At 48.7% G+C, this 1977-nt stretch carries 3 protein-coding genes; all 3 read right to left on the bottom strand.

The window, feature by feature from the left end; translation table 11 throughout:
• A partial coding sequence (locus tag D9736_RS15000; RefSeq protein WP_205712929.1) for a DNA circularization N-terminal domain-containing protein occupies positions 1-409 on the bottom strand: 409 nt, incomplete at its 3' end.
• Positions 410-472: 63 nt separating this feature from the next.
• Positions 473-850, bottom strand: a complete 378-nt coding sequence (locus D9736_RS14995) for a PH domain-containing protein (RefSeq protein WP_001514801.1) — start codon at positions 848-850, stop codon at positions 473-475.
• 52 nt (positions 851-902) lie between these two features.
• A partial coding sequence (locus tag D9736_RS14990; RefSeq protein WP_130258624.1) for a phage tail tape measure protein occupies positions 903-1977 on the bottom strand: 1075 nt, incomplete at its 5' end.

Below are 1977 nucleotides of genomic sequence, written 5' to 3'. Positions count from 1 at the left end.
TCAGCGTCTGCGCCGTCGCCACGCCTGATGTGGGGTAAGAGAGTTCTCCCGCTTCGACAAACTTCAGGTCAAAGCGGACAATACGCCCTTCACTCTTCGATGTGCTGACCCGAACTTCCCCGTCAACACAGACTTTCACCTCACCGTATGTCGGGTGGACAAGCGTGCCGGGACCGGGTTTATTCAGCGCGTCAATCAGGCGATCGCGCTGGTCAAAGCAGTCATCTCCCACCACATAAGCCGTGATGGACGGGCGGAAAGTGATTTTCCCCAGGTCTTCGGTATAGGGTTTGTCGCAGTTCGGGTATTCGTGTGTTTCCACACGGCGACCGGTTCCCGCACTTTCTTCTTCAACCTTAAACGATACGCCGCGAAATGACGCATCCTGAAGCCTGTCTTTCCACGTCATATAAACTCCGGATATAAAAAAGCCCACCGAAGTGGGCATGAAAGACATAAATTGATGTAAGGTTTACCCTGCTATTTTTTGAGCCAGATGGGCCTGCAATTTATAAATGTTTGCTCCTTTACTGAACTGTTTTTTTATCGGTTCTGCAATACCAGAAATCCATATCTTCATTTCAGCATCAAGATCAAGATGCCCAGCGGTTTCAATAGAAAAGTTTGTCACAGATTTATATGGAATCGAACGATACTCAACTTTTTTCCCTGTGACACCCTGCTTATCAATAAAAATTAACCTTCTGTTAGTCAGAATAATTTGGTCACGAATGAGTTTATAGGCAAGTTCGACATTTTCTCCCTCACCTAAAACAGCCCCTAATTCCTGTTGTGCATCTGATGCATTAATTTCACCGGCATTACCTATAATGGCATGTAACAGACCCATAGATTTCCCTTCAGTTGATAACAGACTCGAAGACAAATTATATCTGGTTCCGTCATCTACCAATATGCGTATAGCCAACATCGTGATTTATATCAAAACCGCTGGATCGCGTTTCCATAACCCGCATACCCGGAGGCGAATTCACAAAAGAGACCTTGATCTCACCATCAACTTTTGGCGCAGAAGCTTTGTTAATCATGAAGGGATTCGGGCCTGTGGCATCGGAGGCGTTGTTTGACTGAGCCGGATCTACCGCCGGATAAGGTGTGTATCCCCGCGCCGGTATTCCCGTCCCATAAGCATCATAAGCACCCGCGCCCCACTGCGCAGAGTTAATGGCATCGACCGTGTCACCGGAACTGTCGGTAAACCACTCAATAATTGGCTTCAGCTTGTCCCACATATCCTGAAACCACTTAACAACCGGCCCCCAGTTATTGATCACCATCCCCAGCGGCGACCAGGCAAAAACTTTCTTAAGGAGTTCCCAGCCAGCCTCAAAATAAGGACCAATGGTTTCCCAGAGCTTCTTAAAATAAGGTCCGACAACATCCCAGTTAGTGATAATTAATCCCGCAGCCAGGGCTATCGCCGTCGCAATCATGCCAATCGGCGTCATCGACATAATCCTGCTTACAATACTGATGGCACCGCCCACGCCCATCAATCCCAGTTTCAGAATCGCAAGACCGGCAGCGAGCCCGACGACGCCACGAATAACCCGGGGATTTTCATCCGCAAACTTCGTGAATTTTTCCCCCAACTCCCCCAGCCATTGCGTGATATTTTTGGCGTCACCAGAAAATGCGCCGCCAATAGCCGCAAGGCCGTTAGTTGCGGTCCCCGTCATTGCCTCCCACAGGTTGGACAGCGTACCAAGCTGAGCCTGAACACGTTTATTCAGGCTGGCCTGTTTATTCATCTTCTGCTGGATCTGATCGTAGCCATCCTTTCCTTTATCGATCAGGGCATTGACCACCTGAAGGGTTTCGGCATCATCACCAAATATTGCCTTAAGTACACCGGTTCGCTTAACGTCGGTCAGTTTTCGCAGCTTTGCCAGTTGCCTGAACATGTTATCAAGATCGCCAAAACTCCCTTTGCCATCAGTAAAATCGAGCTGTACC

The sequence above is a fragment of the Escherichia sp. E10V10 genome (genome assembly GCF_004211985.1).
Lineage (GTDB): Bacteria > Pseudomonadota > Gammaproteobacteria > Enterobacterales > Enterobacteriaceae > Escherichia.
Note: the sequence above shows the minus strand (reverse complement) of the source record. Positions and strands in the feature narration are given on the sequence as shown.